Source organism: Nostoc sp. C96 (genome assembly GCF_059384975.1).
In genome coordinates this window covers 4,598,357-4,616,144 of the sequence record NZ_CM182020.1, presented here as the reverse complement: position 1 = coordinate 4,616,144, position 17,788 = coordinate 4,598,357, and the positions used below count along the sequence as shown (strand labels likewise).

Sequence of the window (17,788 nt, the reverse complement as noted above, 5' to 3'; positions counted from 1 at the left end):
CATAGGGAGTAGGGAAAAAATCTTTAGGATATATAAACTTTCATATTGAGTATTTTCCTACTCCCCACTCCCTAGTTTTGCAAATTAGTACCCTCTGGAGTTGATGACTGAGGCAATACAGGCTCAGGTTGAGGAACGGGTTGCGGATTTAATAATTGCTGCCAATTTCTGATTTGTTCTTGTGCTGTGTTGTAAGCAGTTGTACCTCTAGGAATCAACTGAGCAGTTTCAATGGCTTTGCTGAGATTAGAACTACTTTGAGAGCGAGCAATGTCTAGTAACTGTTGACTCCATTGGTCAATCGCTACATTCGCATCTAAACGGAGGATATTACTACTTGGTATTTTATCCGCTAAACGAATCGCTTCCAGCAACCCATCTGGTGTTCCAATTACTGCAACTTCTCTAGCTCGCTTCCAGTTATCTTTAGCGCGAATTTGACCTCGCCAATCATCAATAGCTGCTTGAGCTTCACCAGAAAGCGCTCTTCCAGAAGAGGCAATTGTTTGCGCTGCATTAATCGCAGCATTTAAATCTCCGGTTTGGGCTAAATCTCGCGCCTGATCTAAGTATGGCTGATCTTGAATGCGTTGTACTTTAGCTGTCCAACTGTTAATTCTTTTGCGTGCTTCGGAATATAATGCTCGACCCCGACGGATTTGACTGGCTTCGGAGATTGCAGCCTGCAAGGAGTTGATGTCTTCTAGTAATGCCAATTGTTCTGCACGTTCTAAGTAAGGACGGTCTTCAATTGTCTCCACTTGAGCTTGCCAACGGTTTGCTTCTTGCCTAGCTTCTGAACCACGGGGATTGTTAGAGGGAATCTGCTGTGCTTCAATAATTGCTGCTGCTAAGTCGTTAATTGTACCTTGGCTTGCTAGTGTCCGTGCTTTTTCCAGGCGAGCAACGTCTTCAATTTCCAGTTGCCAACGAGTAATTAAGTCTTGTGCTTTGTTATATTTTGGTCGGGAAGGGTCAATTTCTTGCGCTTGAGCGATCGCTGTTTCTAAACTAGAAACTGTACCTATCCAAGCACTTCTTTGTGCATCTGCTAAAGAAATAAAGTCTTCGACATCTGCTTGTAACTTGGTACTATCAGGAATTTGTCTGGCAATATCTAAGGCTGCATCTGCATCCCGTGCATCCATCTTAGCTTGCGCTAATTCCAACATTTTGCGCCCAAATAAAGGAATCAACTCCTGCGCTTTTTCATAGAAATAGCTATCTTTGCCAATCGCTTCCGCAATTTTAATTGCTTCTAATAAGTTATCTACGACTTTGGTTTTTGCTAAACTATCAGCTTTATCTAACTTATCTCCATCTTCCCGCACTGATACAATCAATCGGTTGACTTGATCATACTTAGTACTTGACCAGTATTTATTATCTATACGCAGTAATTTCGCTGCCAGTAGTGATGCTGATTGCCAGCGTCTTTGCTGCAATTCTTCTTGTACTGCTTGATAAATTCCGTCTGCTTTAGACCAGATAGATTCCCACTTGGCAATTTTTTCGTCAACTAACTTATATGCAGGTAAGTCTTGGGGGATTTTTTGGGCTGTGGCGATCGCTTGTTCTAAATCTCCCGCTTGAAAACTTTGATCAGCTAACTGTAAAATATCCCGTGACCACTCCTCGACAAACCGATCAATTTCTCCGCGCAGAGGATGGTTTTGTGGTAACTGTTTAACTAAGGCGATCGCTTGTAATAAATCATCTACCGTCTGCTTAGAAGCTGCCAACTGAGCGCAGTGCAACCGCACCGAAGCACTGGCTAAAGGCCAAAAAATAGACGGGCAGTTTGGGGCAGCAGGCAACTTTAACAGCATTGCCATTGCGATAAACCCTATACTGCCGGGAATTAACGCTAACAATATTGACCATAATACCCAACTTTTCATCCAGCGCCGCAATGGCCGAGAACGTTTGCTGGGGGGAATAGTTTGGGCGGAATGATGATCTATTATGGGTAATCCTTCTGGATTATTTTCTGTTTGTTGTTTCACTGACTTAGAGGTAGAACCAGTAGCTGGGATGCCAAATGCTTGCGTTTCACCGATGTTTGGTGTTCGGTTTGTGTGATCTGGCTCTCTGGCTCTGGCTGGAGACCAACCTTCTGGAATATCCCGCTCTGTCATCTCTCACACCAAAAATTTATTAAATAGCGATTGGCTCTAGGCCAAACAATTTTGGATTTTGGATTTTAGATTGACCCCACAGATAAATCTGGGGGCTGTTTGTACCATTAAGAAACTCTAGGTCAATAATTCAGTTGTTGCCATAGTAACTTTCTCATTGTTAAAAAGCTACTGTTTATCAGAACTTTCTCCTGGTATACCTTTAACCTTTGAAAAATTCAGTGTTATTTTATACTTTATTTTCCAACAGAAGATTCTGCCTGTAAATCAACAATCAACTGAGCTAAGTGGTCAATACTTGCCTGATATACTCTGCCACAAAAATCACAAGTAGCTTCAGCGCCATCGTCTTTGACAATCATGTCTTGTAATTCAGCTTCACCTAACATCTTAAGTGCGCCTAACACCCGATCAAAAGAGCAACCGCAATTAAAGCGCAACATCTGGGTTTCAGGAAATATCGACAAACCCATATCGCCCAAAAGATCACCAAAAATTTCTGGTAGTGTCTTACCAGCTTGCAACAATGGGGTAAATCCTGATAAGGCAGCCACCCGTGATTCTAAGGTTGTAACTAGGGCTTCATCTCTAGCTGCTTTAGGTAAAACTTGCACTAGCAACCCTCCAGCAGCCGTTACGCCATCTGCACCCACAAATACCCCTAAGACTAAAGCTGAAGGTGTTTGTTCAGAATTTACTAGGTAATGCGCCACATCATCACCAATTTCTCCAGAAACAAGTTCTACTGTACTAGAGTAGGGATAGCCATAACCAATATCCCGAACAACGTAGAGGTAGCCACTACCTACTGCACCGCCGACATCAAGTTTACCTTTAGCATTGGGCGGCAGTTCTACAGACGGGTTGCTAACATAACCCCGGACTGTTCCATCCAAACCTGCATCTACCAATATACCACCCAAAGGGCCATCGCCTTTGACTCGAATATTAATTCTCGATCCTGGACGCTTCATGCTAGAAGCCATCAATAAGCCTGCTGCCATAGTCCTTCCCATTGCAGCTGTTGCCACATAAGAAAGTTTGTGACGCTGTCGAGCCTCTTCTGTCAAGCGTGTAGTGATGACACCCACCGCACGAATCCCACCTTCAGCTGCTGTTGCGCGAATTAACTGATCCGCCATGAAAAAACCTTACATTTCTTAACAACTTCACTTTTTCTATTCTAAGTTCTCAGTTACCATCCAGGTGAGTTGATGATAAGTAGCGATCGCATTTGTAATACTAGAAATACGATTCATTAAAAAATCACATAAAAAATGCTAGGTAATTTTCAACAAAGTCAACTGCGGATAGAAATCGAAGCATCAGCCAGCGCCATTGGTGATAGCTTGCTACGTCCTGCACAATTAGAAAAATGGCTCTTAGGACAACGTTTTAACCCCGGAATGCCCGAAGAAATTTATCCTGGATTCCAGTTTACAAGCTGGACAGGCCCTGTTTCTATTCACCATCAAGTAGATGTAGCTCAATCTAATTGTGTGCGTTTACTACTCAGTGGCGGTATCGATGGCTTCCATGAATGGTACTGGGGCGAAGGTTGGGTACAGTCCCGCCTGGAAGGAATTTCGCTCTTACCCCTAAATTTAGGTCAAACCTTGAGTTTATTAAGCTTGCGGCAGTTTTTGGCTCAGGCAGAAAAAAGGTAAGTAATATAGAGATTGAACATTAGACAGGCTTAATTCATTCATCATTGTCTAATGTCCTTTAACCTTTACTTTGACTTAACCACTAATACAGAACAATTAGCTTCTTCTACTACTTGACTACTCACAGAACCCTGGACAATGCGCTTCATCCCAGTTAATCCGCGACTACCAATAATAATCAAATCAGCTTTGTAAATATTAGCTAGGCGAATAATTTCATCCGCAGCTTCGCCTGTTACCAACTCTACTGCGCTTTGAATAGATAATTTTTCTTGATAAGATTGCAGCTGTTTTTCAATTTGGAAATAAGACAAAGTGGGAGATTCAGGATGAGGGCGATCTGCGGGTAGTTCCATATCTGAATCTGGAGTGGGAAACACATGACAAAGAACGACTTTGGTTTCGGGTGATAATACCAAATTATCCAAAACTTGAATTACGCGTTCTGCAATATCCGAACCATCCAGAGCTATCAAAATATTGTTTAGCACTGCCCTTGTCTCCTCAAAAGTAGACCCCTGAAACTCTAGTACTGACACCAATAATCTTATTGATGGAAACTAAAGTTTATCTTGTGTTATGTATATTGGGCGATCGCCCATCGCTTTTCAGCAATACAGTTTAATCTTTAAGTGTGCAGCCCAAGAATACTATTTGCTAAAAGTATCGGAAAAAATTAAGCATTCCCCATTACTCATCTTGTTGAATCCGCCGCCGGACTGAATCAGCATGGGAAGGTAAGCCTTCTGCTGTGGCTAAGGAATCAATTGCACCTGCGACTTTTTGCAAGGCAGTTGGTGAGTATTGAATAATACTAGAATGTTTAAGAAAGGTTTCCACGCTTAACGCCGAAGTATATCGGGCTGCGCCCGAAGTAGGCAATGTATGGTTTGGCCCTGCTAAATAGTCACCTACAGCTTCTGGTGTAGAGTAACCTAAAAATATCGCCCCAGCGTGGCGGATTTGGGGCAGAATTGCCCAAGGGTCTTTAACTTCTAACTCTAAGTGTTCTGGAGCAAATTCATTGGATAGTTCTGCGGCTGCTTCGAGAGATTCTACCAACACAATTAAGCCGTAGTGAGCGATCGCTTTTTCGGTATCTATCCGTCTGGGATGATCAACTAACTGTCTTTCAACGGCGACTTGGACATTTTTTGCCAAAGCCGGATCAGTGGTCAGCAAAATCGCTGCTGCCATTGGATCATGTTCGGCTTGGGCTAACATATCAGCAGCCACATGCACCGGATTGGCAAATTCATCGGCAATAATTAGCACTTCGCTTGGCCCCGCCAGCATATCAATGCCCACAGTGCCATAGACAAGTTTTTTGGCTAAGGTGACGTAAATATTGCCTGGGCCAGTAATTATATTGACTTTCGGAATTGTTTCTGTCCCATAAGCTAAAGCTGCGATCGCCTGCGCTCCCCCAACGCGATAAATTTCTTGCACTCCTGTTTCTTGGGCCGCCACTAGTACAGCGGGGCTAATGACTTTTCCCGCCCCTGGTGGTGTTACCATGACAACTCGTGGTACACCAGCCACTTTTGCTGGAATGGCGTTCATTAACACCGTACTCGGATAAGCTGCACGACCACCAGGTACATATATCCCGGCTCGATCTACAGGGGTGTAGCGTTTACCCAACACCACATCATCTTCTCCGAAGTTTACCCAGCTTTTGGGGACTCGCTGACGGTGAAATGCTTCAATTTGACGAGCAGCTAACTGAATTGCTTGGAGCAATTCTTGAGATACTTGTTGGTACGCTGTATCTAGTTCGGAACCCGTAACGCGCAGTTCTTCCAGCTTCAAGGTTTGGTTGTCAAATTCAGCAGTGTAATGTAACACAGCTTTGTCGCCTTGGCGCTTCACAGCTTGCAACACTTCCCGCACCGTTGCTTCTTTGTGAACCACCTGTTCGTCATGGGTGCGATCGCAGATACGTTGTAGTTCTGCTTTAACGTCTGCCTGCTGAGTAATGATTCGCAGCATGGAGTAAGGAAAATGCCAAAATTTTAGATTATTCCCGCTTGAGAATTAGTCTTGCTCTTGACCCCCAAAAGGGGCAAGCTTTACTTTGATTCTCATCTCTAGCTTAACCTGGATTTTTTTGATACTCCCAAGGCTGCCAGCACATGGGTTACTTAATTTAGATGAGGAAATTTCTCAGGTTTTAACATGCTTACAAAAGCAATGTATGATTTGTGTACACGTAAACACCTGAAGTTTATATTTATAGTTCCTGTCTACTGACAATACAGCCTGATTCGGAAATAACATTGACAGTCACACCGCTGGTTCAGGTGGTAGTTAGTTAGGTAGATAATTTATTGAAGTACCTTATTTTAGCTTATTTACTTGGTTTGGCATACAAATTAAATCTACTGAAAAAATTGCCAGAGAATGGCTCATTTCCCAATACCTTTGAGTCTTGAACTCAGTCTCAATATTTTTTTGAGAAATTCTGACATTGGCAAGATGAATGCTATATTAGTAAATCTAGTAGTGTGTGTACATATCAATAGTCTTTTTGGAATCGACTGTGGCGAATACAAAGTCTGCTCTCAAACGCGCCAATATCGCCGAACGCAATCGGCTGCGGAATAAAACCTACAAATCAGCTGTTAAGACGCTGATGAAAAAATACTTGACTGTGGTAGCAACCTACGCGGCTAATCCTACGCCCGAACTCAAACAACAAGTAGATGAGCGTCTGGCTGAGGCTTACAGCAAAATCGATAAAGCTGTCAAGCGGGGCATTCTGCACCCCAACAATGGGGCTAGGAAAAAATCGAGATTGGCTCATAAACTCAAGCCAGTCACCTAAACACCACAGTAATTAGTCCAAAGTCAATAGTCCAAAGTCTTAGTTATTAACTCTGGACTATTGATCATTGACATTTGACTAAAATGCAACTAATTGACACCCACGTTCATCTTAACTTTGATAACTTCCAGCCAGATTTAGCCGCAGTGCGATCGCGATGGCAAGAAGCGGGGGTAGTGCGATTAGTACACTCCTGTGTTGAACCATCAGAGTTTTCCAGCATTCAAACTATTGCTCACCAATTTCCCGAACTGAGTTTTGCCGTGGGACTGCATCCCTTGGATGCCGAAAAATGGCAAAGTGATACAGCCGAGACAATTAAATCCTTGGCAAGTTCCGAACCAAAATTAGTGGCGATTGGAGAAATGGGGCTGGATTACTACAAAGCTGAAAACTATGAGCAACAGCGCCTAGTTTTTGAATCGCAATTAGCGATCGCCTCTGAACTCAACCTCCCTGTAATTATTCACTGTCGTGATGCGGCCAGTGATGTCAGGGAAATTTTGCAAAAATGGCAGGAAATCCAAGGAGGAATTCGGGGTGTAATGCACTGCTGGGGTGGAACACCAGAAGAAACCCAATGGTTCCTTGACCTGGGTTTTTACATTAGCTTTAGCGGGACTGTCACATTCAAAAACGCTAAAGAGATTCACGCCTCAGCCGCGATGGTCAGTAGCGATCGCTTATTAATCGAAACAGACTGTCCCTTTTTGACTCCTGTTCCCAAACGGGGTGAGAAACGCAATGAACCGGCTTATGTGCGCTATGTAGCGGAAAAATTAGCCGAATTGCGGGGAGAGACTGTAGAAGCGATCGCCCACCAAACCACGCAAAATGCCTGTAAATTATTTGGTTTGGCTTTATAAAAGTCAAATATGGCGATTGCAGGGTGTGGTAAAAATAATTAAAAGCTCAGGAGGATAAAAATATGTTAATATTAATCCCTCCAAAACATTTTGCTTGCGTCATAATGATAAAGGAAGAAACAAAAAACTTTTAAGCTTATTTATTGTTATCAACTTGACCATCCTCCACTCTCCACATACGGATGCTCGGCATAAATGAATAACCGTGACAACCAACATTGACCTAAAATTTGGCAAAATTTACCCTGCTTTGTATCTAAAACTATAGAAAATTGTTAAAAGTAAGTATCTTGTGAGTAAAACCCACCAAAATATAGCCATTTTGACTCAACGCCCATATCATCCGGCTGATTATCATTATCTTTTGATATTGCCGTCAAGATAACCGGTGTATTTAAAGGTGCAACAATTTTGAGATGCGTAAGCTAATCTACGCGCTTTTGGGAGGGGAAGTGAGGAAAGTAAAGCAAATGCAGAAATATCTCAACGCAAAGTTGAGAAATCAAGTTAATAGCTGGGTTTTAACAGCTATTGATGACTTGCAAGGGCGTTTACCCCCCTTGTCAAAATCACCCTGTCCAGATTAAAAAAATGCTGCGGTTAGCTGCATAAATCCATAACAGGTGGCACAAGGAGAAGTTCCCCAACAAATACGGACACTGGCTAGTAGCAGGAACCGTCCCACAGCAGTGTCCTCTAAAAGTTTAACCAGGTTGACAAAGGTAGAGGCATGAATAACGACAAATATCTGGAACCCGCCTTTTTGTTACCCGACTTGATTGAAATTCAGCGATCAAGCTTTCGCTGGTTTTTAGAAGAAGGGTTGATAGAAGAACTGAACTCCTTTAGTCCTATTACAGACTATACAGGTAAACTCGAACTGCATTTTTTAGGACATAACTATAAACTGAAGGAGCCAAAGTACAGCGTTGAGGAAGCAAAACGGCGAGATAGTACTTATGCAGTGCAGATGTATGTCCCCACACGTCTATTGAACAAAGAAACAGGGGACATTAAAGAACAAGAAGTATTTATTGGTGATTTGCCGTTAATGACCGATCGCGGCACGTTCATTATTAACGGAGCCGAACGGGTAATTGTCAACCAAATTGTGCGATCGCCAGGGGTTTACTACAAATCAGAAATCGATAAAAACGGGCGACGGACTTATTCAGCCAGCCTCATTCCTAACCGAGGTGCATGGCTAAAATTTGAAACAGACCGAAATGATTTAGTTTGGGTACGCATCGACAAAACCCGGAAACTTTCAGCGCAGGTACTGCTGAAAGCCTTGGGTTTATCGGATAACGAAATTTTTGATGCCCTCCGCCACCCAGAATATTTCCAAAAAACCATCGAAAAAGAAGGGCAATTCTCAGAAGAAGAAGCCCTGATGGAGTTGTATCGTAAACTCCGTCCCGGTGAACCACCAACCGTATTAGGTGGACAACAACTCCTAGACTCCCGGTTCTTCGATCCGAAACGCTATGACTTGGGTCGTGTTGGTCGATATAAACTCAACAAAAAACTCCGGTTGTCAGTTCCTGACACCATGCGTGTCCTGACTCCTGGCGATATTTTGTCAGCAGTCGATTACCTAATCAACCTAGAATATGACATCGGTAGCATAGATGACATCGACCACTTGGGTAATCGCCGTGTCAGAAGTGTGGGCGAATTACTGCAAAACCAAGTAAGAGTTGGCTTAAACCGCTTAGAACGGATTATCCGCGAACGGATGACTGTATCTGATGCCGAAGTTTTAACACCAGCATCTTTGGTTAACCCCAAACCATTAGTCGCAGCTATCAAAGAATTCTTTGGTTCCAGCCAATTAAGTCAGTTCATGGATCAAACCAATCCTCTGGCAGAACTGACACACAAACGCCGACTTTCCGCTTTAGGCCCTGGTGGTTTGACCAGAGAACGGGCAGGATTTGCGGTGCGGGATATTCACCCCTCCCACTACGGACGGATTTGTCCCATTGAAACTCCAGAAGGCCCCAACGCTGGTTTGATTGGTTCCTTGGCGACCCATGCACGCGTTAACCAGTACGGGTTTTTAGAAACACCATTCCGACCAGTAGAAAACGCACGGGTCAGATTTGACCTAGCACCCGTGTACATGACCGCCGATGAAGAAGATGATCTGCGGGTAGCACCAGGAGATATTCCAGTTGATGAAAATGGCTACATTATTGGGCCACAAGTACCAGTCCGCTACCGCCAAGAATTCTCCACCACGACACCAGAACAGGTAGACTACGTAGCGGTTTCCCCAGTGCAGATTGTATCGGTAGCAACCAGCATGATTCCTTTCTTGGAACATGACGACGCTAACCGAGCGCTGATGGGTTCTAACATGCAACGTCAAGCAGTACCCTTGCTCAAACCAGAGCGTCCCTTAGTAGGAACTGGTTTAGAAGCTCAAGGCGCGAGAGACTCTGGGATGGTAATTGTCTCCCGAACTGACGGCGATGTTACCTATGTAGACGCGACAGAAATTCGCGTCCGTCCCAAACCAAATGCACCAGAAATTAGATACACCGTTTCTAAATACCAACGTTCTAACCAAGATACCTGTTTAAACCAAAAACCCTTGGTCAGAATGGGTGAACGAGTTGTGGCTGGACAAGTACTAGCAGATGGTTCATCCACAGAAGGTGGTGAATTGGCACTGGGACAAAATATTGTCGTCGCTTATATGCCTTGGGAAGGCTATAACTACGAAGACGCAATTTTGATTTCTGAACGACTAGTACAAGATGACGTTTACACCTCAATTCACATTGAAAAATATGAAATTGAGGCTAGACAAACAAAATTAGGCCCAGAAGAAATTACTAGAGAAATTCCCAACGTCGGGGAAGATGCTTTGCGCCAGTTAGATGAACAAGGCATTATCCGCATTGGGGCGTGGGTAGAATCAGGAGACATCTTAGTCGGTAAAGTTACACCCAAAGGTGAATCTGACCAACCACCAGAAGAAAAACTCTTGCGTGCCATCTTCGGTGAAAAAGCGCGGGATGTACGCGATAACTCTTTGCGTGTACCGAACGGTGAAAAAGGTCGTGTAGTTGATGTGCGCTTGTTTACTCGTGAACAAGGCGATGAACTACCACCTGGAGCCAATATGGTAGTGAGGGTGTATGTCGCCCAAAAACGGAAAATTCAAGTCGGAGACAAAATGGCAGGTCGCCACGGCAACAAAGGAATTATTTCCCGGATATTGCCCCTGGAAGATATGCCTTACTTACCAGATGGTTCACCCGTAGACATAGTACTCAACCCCTTGGGCGTACCTAGCCGGATGAACGTGGGACAAGTATTTGAATGTCTGTTGGGTTGGGCTGGTCATACCTTGGGAGTGCGGTTTAAGATAGTTCCCTTCGATGAAATGTACGGCGAAGAGTCATCCCGCAGAATTGTGCATGGCAAATTGCAAGAAGCGCGGGACGAAACAGGTAGAGACTGGGTATATAACCCAGATGATCCCGGCAAAATCATGGTGTTTGACGGTCGTACAGGTGAACCCTTTGACCGACCAGTCACAGTAGGTGTGGCTTACATGTTGAAACTGGTGCATTTAGTGGATGATAAAATTCACGCTCGGTCTACAGGCCCTTACTCCTTGGTTACTCAGCAACCCTTGGGTGGTAAAGCGCAACAAGGTGGTCAGCGATTTGGAGAAATGGAAGTGTGGGCATTGGAAGCCTTTGGTGCAGCCTACACCTTGCAGGAATTGCTGACAGTCAAATCCGACGATATGCAGGGACGAAATGAAGCCTTAAATGCGATCGTTAAAGGTAAGGCGATTCCTCGACCAGGAACACCGGAATCCTTTAAGGTGTTGATGCGAGAACTGCAATCCTTGGGATTAGATATTGCTGTTCATAAAGTAGAAACCCAAGCAGACGGTAGTTCTTTAGACGTAGAAGTTGATTTAATGGCAGACCAAGCCGCCAGACGCACACCCCCACGACCTACTTACGAATCTCTTTCCCGTGAATCATTGGAAGACGACGAGTAAAAAGGGAATGGAGAGGAGAAAATTTTGAAGTTTTCTTCTCCCCGCTCCCTTCTAAAACTAAATATCTTTCCTAACACGGGTTTAGAACCTCGTGTATTTACATAACTCATAACTTTGAACTTAATAATAAAGAAATGAGATCAGCCCAAACTAATCAGTTTGACTACGTAAAAATCGGCTTGGCATCACCAGAACGCATTCGGCAATGGGGCGAACGCACCCTACCCAATGGTCAATTAGTAGGTGAAGTCACCAAACCAGAAACGATTAATTACCGGACTTTGAAGCCAGAAATGGATGGCTTATTTTGTGAGCGCATCTTTGGCCCCGCAAAAGATTGGGAATGTCACTGTGGTAAATATAAGAGAGTCCGCCACAGAGGTATTGTTTGCGAACGCTGTGGTGTAGAAGTCACAGAATCTAGGGTGCGCCGCCATCGTATGGGGTATATCAAACTCGCAGCACCTGTAGCTCACGTTTGGTATCTCAAAGGTATTCCCAGTTATATTGCCATCCTGTTGGATATGCCTTTGCGGGATGTAGAGCAAATAGTTTATTTCAACTCGTATGTTGTTCTCAGCCCTGGCAATGCCGAAACTTTAACTTATAAGCAACTACTGAGTGAAGACCAGTGGTTGGAAATTGAAGACCAAATTTATAGCGAAGACTCTACCTTACAAGGAGTAGAGGTAGGTATTGGTGCGGAAGCACTGCTGCGCTTGTTAGCTGATATTAATTTAGAGCAAGAAGCAGAAAGTCTGCGCGAAGAAATTAGTACAGCTAAAGGACAAAAACGAGCAAAACTGATTAAGCGCCTGCGGGTAATTGATAACTTCATTGCGACTGGTTCTAAACCAGAGTGGATGGTAATGACAGTTATCCCCGTGATTCCCCCTGATTTGCGCCCAATGGTGCAACTCGATGGTGGACGGTTTGCCACCAGTGACTTGAATGATTTATACAGACGTGTAATCAACCGCAACAACCGTCTGGCTCGCCTACAAGAAATTTTGGCACCAGAAATTATTGTGCGGAACGAAAAGCGGATGCTGCAAGAAGCGGTAGACGCACTGATTGATAACGGTCGTCGGGGTCGGACAGTAGTTGGTGCTAATAACCGACCACTAAAATCTTTATCTGACATTATTGAGGGTAAGCAAGGACGTTTCCGGCAAAACTTGTTAGGTAAACGGGTTGACTACTCTGGACGTTCGGTAATTGTGGTGGGGCCGAAACTGAATATTCACCAGTGCGGCTTACCCAGAGAAATGGCAATTGAGCTATTTCAACCATTTGTGATCAACCGCTTGATTCGCAGCGGAATGGTGAATAACATTAAGGCTGCCAAGAAGCTGATATCGCGGAATGATCCCAGTGTTTGGGATGTACTGGAAGAGGTGATCGAAGGACACCCAGTGATGCTCAACCGCGCACCGACATTGCACCGTTTGGGGATTCAAGCCTTTGAACCAATTTTGGTGGAAGGAAGAGCAATTCAACTGCATCCATTGGTGTGTCCGGCATTTAACGCTGACTTTGATGGAGACCAAATGGCGGTACACGTACCACTATCTTTAGAAAGTCAGGCAGAAGCGCGGTTATTGATGTTGGCTTCAAATAACATTTTGTCGCCAGCTACAGGTAAACCAATTATTACACCCAGCCAAGATATGGTATTGGGGGCCTACTATTTAACCGCAGAAAATCCTCACGCTACGAAAGGTGCTGGTAAGTACTTTGCGTCCCTAGAGGATGTAATTATGGCGTTTGAGCAAGGGGAAATAGATTTACATGCCTACATCTACGTGCGGTTTGATGGTGAACTGGAGTCAGATCAACCCGATACAGAACCGTTGGAAGTAACCAATAATGATGACGGTACTCGAACATTGATGTATAAGTTCCGTCGAGTTCGAGAAGACTCCCAAGGAAATTTGATTTCTCAGTATATACGCACAACACCTGGACGTGTCATTTACAACAATGCCATTCAGGAAGCACTAGCAAGTTAAAAAAGTCAAAAGTCAAAAGTCAAAAGTCAAAAGTATTTGACTGATGACTGTTGACTCTTGACCAATGACTATTGACTAAGGACTAATGACTAATGACTAACGAAAAAAAAGTTTTTCGCAATCGCGTAGTTGATAAAGGTCAACTGAGAAATCTCATCTCTTGGGCGTTTACGCACTACGGGACGGCGCGAACAGCAGTGATGGCGGATAAACTGAAAGATTTAGGTTTCCGTTATGCTACTAGAGCCGGGGTATCAATCAGTGTGGATGATTTGATGGTACCACCGAGTAAGCGCAGTCTTCTAGAAGCCGCAGAAGAAGAAATTCGGGCAACAGAAGCGCGTTACCAGAGGGGAGAAATCACTGAAGTTGAACGCTTCCAAAAAGTAATTGATACTTGGAATGGTACTAGTGAAGCTCTCAAAGACGAGGTAGTTGTCCATTTCAAGAAAACTAATCCCCTCAACTCCGTGTACATGATGGCGTTTTCTGGGGCGCGGGGTAATATTTCCCAAGTCCGTCAGTTAGTGGGGATGCGGGGACTGATGGCAGATCCCCAAGGGGAAATTATTGACTTACCGATTAAAACCAACTTCCGAGAAGGTTTGACTGTCACAGAATATATTATTTCCTCTTACGGTGCGCGTAAAGGATTGGTAGATACAGCGCTACGGACGGCTGACTCTGGTTATTTGACGCGCCGTCTGGTTGACGTATCTCAGGATGTGATTGTTCGAGAATTCGATTGCGGTACTAGCAGAGGTCTAGCGCTACAGTCGATGACAGAAGGTAGCAAAACCTTGATTCCTCTAGCAACACGCTTGATGGGACGGGTAGTGGGAGAGGATATAGTACATCCTACAACCAAAGAAGTAATAGCACCACGCAACACCCCCATTTCTGATGACTTGGCAAAAATAATTCAAAAAGCTGGGGTAACACAAGTGGTGGTGCGATCGCCCCTCACCTGTGAAGCTGCACGTTCTGTTTGTCAACATTGCTACGGCTGGAGTTTGGCTCACGCCAAGATGGTGGATTTGGGCGAAGCTGTGGGGATCATCGCTGCCCAAAGTATAGGGGAACCCGGTACTCAGCTAACCATGAGGACATTCCACACCGGGGGTGTGTTCACCGGAGAAGTAGCCCAGCAAGTGCGCTCAAAAATGGCTGGGACAGTTAAGATTCCGCGCAAATTGCGGACAAGACCCTACCGTACCCGCCACGGGGAAGATGCTTTGTATGTGGAAGCTAACGGCATCTTGATGTTAGAACCCAAGAAAGAAGGTTCAGAAACTCCAGTTGCCCAAGAAATTCAAGTTACCCAAGGTTCCACACTATATATAGTTGATGGTCAACAGGTAAAACTAGGACAATTACTGGCAGAAGTCGCAATTGGTGGTCGGACAACTCGTACCAACACCGAAAAAGCGGTCAAAGATGTGGCCACTGACTTAGCCGGAGAAGTCAAATTTGCCGATGTCGTTGCTGAACAAAAAACAGACCGTCAAGGTAACACCACAACCACCGCATCACGAGGTGGTTTGATTTGGATTTTGTCTGGGGAAGTTTATAACTTGCCCCCTGGTGCAGAATTGGTAGTGAATAATGGCGATCGCATCGCTACGAACGGCGTTTTAGCCGAAACCAGGCTCACCAGTCAGCATGGTGGTGTGGTGCGTTTACCAGAAGCTACTCCTGGTAAGAGTACCAGAGAAATTGAAATCATCACAGCTTCAGTAGTATTAGACCAAGCAGCTGTTACCGTTAACAGTTCTCAAGGGCGGAACAACTACCTCATCTCCACTGGCAACAACCAGGAATTCAACCTCCGAGCTACCCCAGGCACAAAAGTGCAAAATGGTCAAGTAGTAGCCGAATTAATTGATGACCGCTATCGCACTACCACTGGTGGCTTTTTGAAATTCGCCGGACTAGAAGTCCAGAAGAAAGGCAAAGCCAAACAAGGTTATGAAGTGGTACAGGGAGGCACAATGTTGTGGATTCCCGAAGAAACCCACGAGGTGAATAAAGATATCTCCTTGCTGTTAGTGGAAGATGGTCAGTTTGTTGAAGCTGGCTCGGAAGTTGTGAAAGATATCTTCTGCCAAAACAGCGGTGTAGTAGAAGTTACCCAGAAAAACGACATTCTGCGGGAAGTGGTAGTTAAACCCGGCGAACTGCTCATGGTTGATGATCCAGAAGCGGTCATTGGGCGAGATAACACCTTTGTTCAGCCTGGTGAAGAATTGTTGGGACAAACCTTCACGGAATTGCGCTACATCCAGTATGTAGAATCTCCAGAAGGCCCAGCCTTGTTAAGTCGTCCTGTAGTGGAATTTGCCGTACCCAACACCCCAGATGTACCTTCCACCACATCTGTGAGTCAGCAAACCGGACGTTCAATTCAACTGCGAGCAGTACAGCGTCTACCTTACAAAGATGCGGAACGCGTCAAATCTGTAGAAGGCGTGGAACTGTTACGCACTCAACTAGTGTTGGAAATTGAGCAAGAAGGTGAACAAGACCATAATGCTTCTCCTTTAGCAGCAGATATTGAATTGGTTCCTGATCTACAAGATCCAGATATACAGCGTTTGCAGCTAGTAATTTTGGAATCGTTGGTTATTCGGCGGGACATTGTTGCTGATGCTACCCAAGGTAGTACTCAGACAGCGCTGCAAGTACAAGATGGTCAAACCATTGCTCCTGGTGCTGTAGTCGCCAGTACCCAAATCTTGTGTAAAGAAGGGGGTATTGTTCGGGGTGTACAAAAAGGTACAGAAACTGTACGCCGTTGCTTAGTATTGCGTCACAGCGATATGATTTCGATGACAACTGCCTCTAAACCCAAGGTCAAAGTTGGGGATTTGATGGTAGAAGGTGCCGAAATTACTCCGGGAGTATTTGCAGAAGAATCTGGGGAAATTGTAGATATTAAAGCTGCGGCTCCAGCATCGGCTGGTGATGAATCAGCCCTGAGTACGCAGAATTATACTGTAACTATTCGTGCTGGTCGTCCCTACCGAGTCAGTCCTGGTGCAGTGTTGCAGATAGAAGACGGCGATTTAGTACAGCGCGGTGATAACTTAGTGCTGTTGGTATTTGAACGAGCTAAAACCGGAGACATCATTCAAGGTTTGCCGCGGATTGAAGAACTGCTGGAAGCTCGTAAACCAAAAGAAGCGTGCGTCTTAGTCCGCCGCGCTGGGGAAGTCAAGGTTGTTTATGGTGATGGCGATGAAGCGATCGCCGTGAAAATTGTAGAATCCAATGGTGTAGTCACCGACTATCCCCTTGGCCCAGGACAAAACTTGATAGTACCTGATGGTTATCACGTAGCAGCCGGACAACCAATCACTGATGGCCCATCTAACCCTCACGAAATCCTAGAAATCTTCTTTAGCTTGGGTTCTGAAGATGGAGTCTACGCTTGCGCCAGCCATGCTTTGCAGAAAGTGCAAACATTCTTGGTGAACGAAGTGCAATTGGTGTATCAATCCCAAGGTATTGATATTGCGGACAAACACATCGAAGTGATTGTCCGCCAGATGACCAACAAAGTGCGGATTGATGATGGTGGTGATACCACCATGCTGCCTGGGGAGTTGGTAGAGTTGCGCCAAGTTGAACAAGTCAACGAAGCAATGGCAATTACAGGTGGTGCTAGAGCGCAGTACACACCCGTACTATTGGGTATCACCAAAGCATCCTTGAACACAGACAGCTTTATCTCAGCTGCATCCTTCCAAGAAACTACCAGGGTCTTAACGGAAGCAGCAATTGAAGGAAAATCTGACTGGCTGCGGGGTCTAAAAGAGAACGTAATTATTGGACGCTTGATTCCGGCGGGTACGGGATACAATACATACGATGAACCCGGTGCGCTCGAAGATTACGCAACTCTGGACACCACCAGCGTTCTGGATGAGGTAGATGATCCACTAGATATGGTGTTAGACGATCGCACTGCTCGTGCCTACAATTTAGATACACCTTCTCTGACCGAAGGTACTTATGGTAGCCGACGCACAGGCTCAATCTTGGATGAAGATGATTTGATTCTTGATGGAGTCCATGAAGTCCATGACCTCGTATCCGATGACGAAGAAGATGAATATGAGGAAGTTGACGATGATGATGATGATTTCGATATGTAAATCGAAAGTTCATAATTAGCACAAAAGGCAAAAGAAACTTTTCTTTTGCCTTTTTCTTTTGACTATATCGTAAAAATTATGTTCAAATTAT

At 44.7% G+C, this 17,788-nt stretch carries 10 protein-coding genes; 6 read left to right on the top strand and 4 right to left on the bottom strand.

Annotation, left to right across the window (positions count from 1 at the left end; translation table 11 throughout):
• Positions 1-71: 71 nt before the first annotated feature.
• Together AC504W_RS19695 and hslO are read right to left on the bottom strand one after the other, a co-directional pair.
• Complete coding sequence (locus tag AC504W_RS19695; RefSeq protein WP_494873924.1) at positions 72-2,138, bottom strand: chromosome segregation ATPase; 2,067 nt, start codon at positions 2,136-2,138, stop codon at positions 72-74.
• 236 nt (positions 2,139-2,374) lie between these two features.
• Positions 2,375-3,280 carry an Hsp33 family molecular chaperone HslO gene (gene hslO, locus AC504W_RS19690; RefSeq protein WP_494873923.1) on the bottom strand — a complete coding sequence of 302 codons (906 nt, stop codon included), beginning with the start codon at positions 3,278-3,280 and terminating at the stop codon, positions 2,375-2,377.
• A gap of 135 nt (positions 3,281-3,415) precedes the next feature.
• Here hslO and AC504W_RS19685 point away from each other — a divergent pair, with 135 nt between their 5' ends.
• Positions 3,416-3,805: a hypothetical protein gene (locus AC504W_RS19685; RefSeq protein WP_494873922.1), complete on the top strand. Its 390-nt coding sequence runs from the start codon at positions 3,416-3,418 to the stop codon at positions 3,803-3,805.
• Positions 3,806-3,870: 65 nt separating this feature from the next.
• Here the strand turns inward: AC504W_RS19685 and AC504W_RS19680 are convergent, their stop codons facing one another.
• Both AC504W_RS19680 and hisD read right to left on the bottom strand, forming a co-directional pair.
• Positions 3,871-4,296, bottom strand: coding sequence for a universal stress protein (locus tag AC504W_RS19680; protein WP_494873921.1), 426 nt, complete (start codon positions 4,294-4,296; stop codon positions 3,871-3,873).
• Positions 4,297-4,495: 199 nt separating this feature from the next.
• Entirely contained in the window at positions 4,496-5,797 is a 1,302-nt protein-coding gene (gene hisD / locus AC504W_RS19675) for a histidinol dehydrogenase (RefSeq protein WP_494873920.1), read from the bottom strand.
• Between the two features lie 550 nt (positions 5,798-6,347).
• Between hisD and rpsT the strand changes: the two genes are divergently transcribed.
• The 5 genes from rpsT to AC504W_RS19650 all read left to right on the top strand — a co-directional run bounded on the left by rpsT (position 6,348) and on the right by AC504W_RS19650 (position 17,697).
• Positions 6,348-6,632 (top strand): 30S ribosomal protein S20, encoded by a 285-nt coding sequence (gene rpsT, locus AC504W_RS19670; RefSeq protein ID WP_103126749.1) that lies wholly within the window; start codon positions 6,348-6,350, stop codon positions 6,630-6,632.
• A gap of 83 nt (positions 6,633-6,715) precedes the next feature.
• Positions 6,716-7,498 carry a TatD family hydrolase gene (locus AC504W_RS19665; RefSeq protein WP_494873919.1) on the top strand — a complete coding sequence of 261 codons (783 nt, stop codon included), beginning with the start codon at positions 6,716-6,718 and terminating at the stop codon, positions 7,496-7,498.
• A 730-nt stretch (positions 7,499-8,228) separates the two neighbouring features.
• Positions 8,229-11,528: a DNA-directed RNA polymerase subunit beta gene (gene rpoB, locus AC504W_RS19660; RefSeq protein ID WP_103126748.1), complete on the top strand. Its 3,300-nt coding sequence runs from the start codon at positions 8,229-8,231 to the stop codon at positions 11,526-11,528.
• Between the two features lie 134 nt (positions 11,529-11,662).
• A complete protein-coding gene (locus AC504W_RS19655) occupies positions 11,663-13,540 on the top strand; it encodes a DNA-directed RNA polymerase subunit gamma (protein ID WP_096579138.1) in 1,878 nt (625 codons plus the stop codon).
• A gap of 92 nt (positions 13,541-13,632) precedes the next feature.
• Entirely contained in the window at positions 13,633-17,697 is a 4,065-nt protein-coding gene (locus tag AC504W_RS19650) for a DNA-directed RNA polymerase subunit beta'' (protein WP_096579136.1), read from the top strand.
• Positions 17,698-17,788: the final 91 nt, after the last annotated feature.

Excerpts from the sequence above, each read along its gene's own strand:
- AC504W_RS19695 (WP_494873924.1), bottom strand. The coding sequence starts at position 2,138 with ATGACAGAGCGGGATATTCCAGAAGGTTGGTCTCCAGCCAGAGCCAGA.
- hslO (WP_494873923.1), bottom strand. The coding sequence starts at position 3,280 with ATGGCGGATCAGTTAATTCGCGCAACAGCAGCTGAAGGTGGGATTCGT.
- AC504W_RS19685 (WP_494873922.1), top strand. The coding sequence starts at position 3,416 with ATGCTAGGTAATTTTCAACAAAGTCAACTGCGGATAGAAATCGAAGCA.
- hisD (WP_494873920.1), bottom strand. The coding sequence starts at position 5,797 with ATGCTGCGAATCATTACTCAGCAGGCAGACGTTAAAGCAGAACTACAA.
- AC504W_RS19665 (WP_494873919.1), top strand. The coding sequence starts at position 6,716 with ATGCAACTAATTGACACCCACGTTCATCTTAACTTTGATAACTTCCAG.
- rpoB (WP_103126748.1), top strand. The coding sequence starts at position 8,229 with ATGAATAACGACAAATATCTGGAACCCGCCTTTTTGTTACCCGACTTG.
- AC504W_RS19655 (WP_096579138.1), top strand. The coding sequence starts at position 11,663 with ATGAGATCAGCCCAAACTAATCAGTTTGACTACGTAAAAATCGGCTTG.
- AC504W_RS19650 (WP_096579136.1), top strand. The coding sequence starts at position 13,633 with ATGACTAACGAAAAAAAAGTTTTTCGCAATCGCGTAGTTGATAAAGGT.